Annotated in this window: 1 protein-coding gene; it reads left to right on the top strand. The window is 76.1% G+C overall.

Annotation, left to right across the window (positions count from 1 at the left end; all coding sequences use genetic code 11):
* Positions 1–42: 42 nt before the first annotated feature.
* Positions 43–3,617, top strand: a 3,575-nt coding sequence (locus AB0H32_RS47385; protein ID WP_361135657.1) for an SDR family NAD(P)-dependent oxidoreductase, incomplete at its 3' end; no start/stop codon positions are given.

The raw sequence follows: 3,617 nt of genomic DNA, 5'->3' as shown, positions 1-3,617 counted from the left end.
TTGGTGGCGGGTCTGGCGCGGGCGTTCGTGCACGGTGTGGCCGTGCAGTGGGCTGCCGTGGTGCCGAAGGCGGACCGTGTCGAGCTGCCGACGTACGCCTTCCGGCACGAGCACTACTGGCCGCAGGGTGAACTGCACCTGCCGACCGGGGCGGTCGCGGGCGGCGACGGCGCGGGTACGGAGGCCGAGGCGCGGTTCTGGGCGGCCGTCGAGGGCGGGGACCTGACACAGCTCGCCGACACGCTCACGGTGGACGGCGACCGCCCGTTGAGTGAGTTCCTGCCGGCGCTCGCGGCGTGGCGGCGCAGCGAGCAGGACCGGTCGGTGACGGCCGGCTGGCGCTACCGCACCGGCTGGGCGCCGGTGACCGAGCCCGCCCCCCGCGCCCTGTCGGGAGTCTGGCTGGTGGCGGCCCCTGCCGGAATCGCCGGAGACACGGTGCAGGAGTGCGTGGCGGCGTTGCGCGGCCGTGGCGCCGAGGCGGTCCTGGCCGAGGTCGCGGCCTCGGCCGTGGAGCGGGCCGACGTGGCCGCGCTGCTCGGCCGGGCGCTGGAGGGCACCGAGCCGTCCGCCGTCTCCGGCGTGGTGTCGCTGCTGGCCCTGGACGAGACGCCGCTGCCGGACCACCCGGTGGTGGCCGGTGGCCTGGCGGCCACGCTCGGCCTGGTGCAGGCCCTCGGCGACGTCGGCATCGAGGCGCCCCTGTGGATCCTCAGCCGCGGCGCCGTCGCGGGCGGTCCGGGCGAGGTGCCGCCGAACCCGGTGCAGGCGCAGGTGTGGGGCCTCGGCCGGGTCGTGGCGCTGGAACACCCCGACCGGTGGGGCGGGTTGGTCGACCTGCCTGCCGTCCTCGACGAACGGGCCGGTGCCCGGCTGGCCGCAGTGGTCGCCGGGTGCGGCGAGGACCAGGTCGCGATCCGCCCGGCCGGGATCCTCGGCCGCCGCCTGACCCGCGCAGCGCAGCCCCGCTCCCACGCCGAACCCTGGACGCCGCGCGGTACGACGCTCATCACGGGCGGCACCGGCGCGATCGCCGGGCACGTCGCCCGGTGGGTGGCCGGACGCGGCGCGCCCCGCGTGCTGCTGACCAGCCGCTCCGGTCCCGCGGCGGCGGGCGTGGCGGCGACGGCCGCCGAACTGGCAGCCCAGGGCACCCGCGTGGACGTCGTGGCCTGCGACGTCCAGGACCGCGCCGACCTGTCCGGGCTGCTGGCCCGGGCCGCGGACGACGGACCCGCGGTGTCCTCCGTGATGCACACCGCGGGAGCGCTGGACGACGGTGTCGTGGACCGGCTCTCCGCCGCACGGCTGGAGACGGTGCTGGCGGCGAAGGCCACGGGCGCGGCCCTGCTCGACGAGCTGACGTCCGGCCTCGACCTGGACGCGTTCGTCCTCTTCTCCTCGTCCGCCTCCACCCTGGGCACGGCGGGGCAGGGCAACTACGCGGCGGCGAACGCCTTCCTGGACGCCCTGGCCGAGAACCGGCGCGGCCGCGGCCTGGCCGGTCTCGCCGTGGCCTGGGGCGCCTGGGCCGGCGGAGGCTTCGCCGGGACCAGCGAAGCCGTGCGCGCCCGCGTCAAACGGGGCGCGATGCCCCCGATGGACCCGCACCTGGCCGTACGCGCGCTGGGCGAGGCCCTCCAGGGCCCTGATGCCGTCGTGACCGTGATGGACGTCGACTGGGCGCAGCTCACCGCCGCGCCCGGCGCGGCGGACATACGGGAGATGCCGCTCGTCCGCGACCTGCCCGAGATCCGCCGCCCGGCCACCGCGGCCGCCGCCCCCGAGATCGCCGGCGAGGGCGCGCTGGTACGGCGGCTGACCGGCCTCGGCCGGGCCGAACAGGAGCGGGCACTCACCGACGTGGTGCGCGCCGAGGCTGCCGCGGTGCTCGGGCACGCCTCGGCGGAGGCGGTGCAGGACCGGCGGGCGTTCAAGGAACTCGGCTTCGACTCGCTCACGGCGGTCGAACTGCGCAATCGGCTGAACGCCGTCACCGGGCTGCGGCTCCCGGCCACGCTGGTCTTCGACTACCCGACGCCGGCGGTGCTGGCCGAGTTCCTGCGCGCCGAGATGACCGGCCGGCAGGAGGGAGCCGCCGAGGCCGCCCCCGTCGTCGCGGTCGCTGCCGACGAGCCGCTGGCCATCGTCGGCATGGCGTGCCGGTTCCCGGGAGGCGTGGGCAGCCCGGAGGAGTTCTGGGACCTGCTGGCCTCCGGCGGCGACGCCGTCGGCGCCTTCCCGACCGACCGCGGCTGGGACCTGGAAAGTGTCTACGACCCGGACGCGCAGAGCACCGGCACCTCCTACACGCAGTCCGGCGCCTTCCTGCGGGAGGCCGCGGACTTCGACGCCGGCTTCTTCGGCATCAGCCCGCACGAGGCGCTGGCGATGGATCCGCAGCAGCGCCTGCTGCTGGAGGTGTCGTGGGAGGCGCTGGAGCGGGCCGGGATCGACCCGAGCGCGCTTCGCGGCAGCGCGACCGGCGTGTTCGCGGGCGGCTTCGCCTCCGGCTACGGCATCGGCATGGCCCTCACCGGTCGGCACGCCTCCGGGGTCGACGGGCACCTGATGACCGGCAACGCCACCAGCGTGCTGTCCGGCCGCGTGTCCTACGTGATGGGCCTGGAGGGCCCGGCGGTCACCGTGGACACGGCATGCTCCTCCTCCCTCGTCGCGCTCCACCTGGCCGCACAGGCGATCCGGTCGGGCGAGTGCTCGCTCGCGCTCGCCGGTGGTGTCACCGTCATGGTGACGCCGAGCACCTTCATAGACTTCTCCCGGCAGCAGGGTCTGTCGGCCGACGGCCGCTGCCGCGCGTTCTCCGCGGACGCCGACGGCACCGGCTGGGCCGAGGGCGTGGGCGTACTCGTCGTGGAGCGGCTGTCGGACGCCCTGCGCAACGGCCACCAGGTGCTGGCGGTGGTCCGCGGCACCGCGGTCAACCAGGACGGTGCCTCCAACGGCCTGACGGCACCGAACGGCCCCTCGCAGCAGCGCGTCATCCGCGCCGCCCTCGCGAACGCCCGGCTGTCACCGGCCGACGTCGACGTCGTCGAGGCACACGGCACCGGCACGAAACTGGGCGACCCGATCGAGGCGCAGGCACTGCTCGCCACGTACGGGCAGAACCGCCCGGAGGACCGGCCCCTGTGGCTCGGCTCGGTGAAGTCGAACATCGGGCACACACAGGCGGCGGCCGGTGTGGCCGGTGTGATCAAGATGGTGCTGGCCCTGCAGCACGGCGAGTTGCCGCAGACGCTGTACGCGGACGAGCCGTCGCCGCACGTGGACTGGTCGGCGGGCGAGGTGAAGCTGCTCTCGCAGCCGCTGCCGTGGCCGGTCGACGGCCGGGTCCGCCGCGCCGGTGTCTCGTCGTTCGGCCTCAGCGGCACCAACGCGCACGTCATCGTCGAGGAGGCCCCCGAGCCGACCGAGGCCGACGTGGACGCGGACACGAACGGCGGCGGCGAGGGGCACGCCCCCGCGTCCCTCGGGACCGCCGGCCCGACCGCCTGGGTGGTGTCGGGGCGCTCCGCCGCGGGTCTGACCGCGCAGGCGGGTCGGCTGCGGGAGTGGGTGCGGGCTCGTCCGGAGCTGGAACCTGCCGCGGTGGG

The sequence above is a fragment of the Streptomyces sp. NPDC020362 genome (assembly GCF_040642095.1).
In the GTDB taxonomy this organism is placed as follows: Bacteria; Actinomycetota; Actinomycetes; order Streptomycetales; family Streptomycetaceae; genus Streptomyces.
Note: the sequence above shows the minus strand (reverse complement) of the source record. Positions and strands in the feature narration are given on the sequence as shown.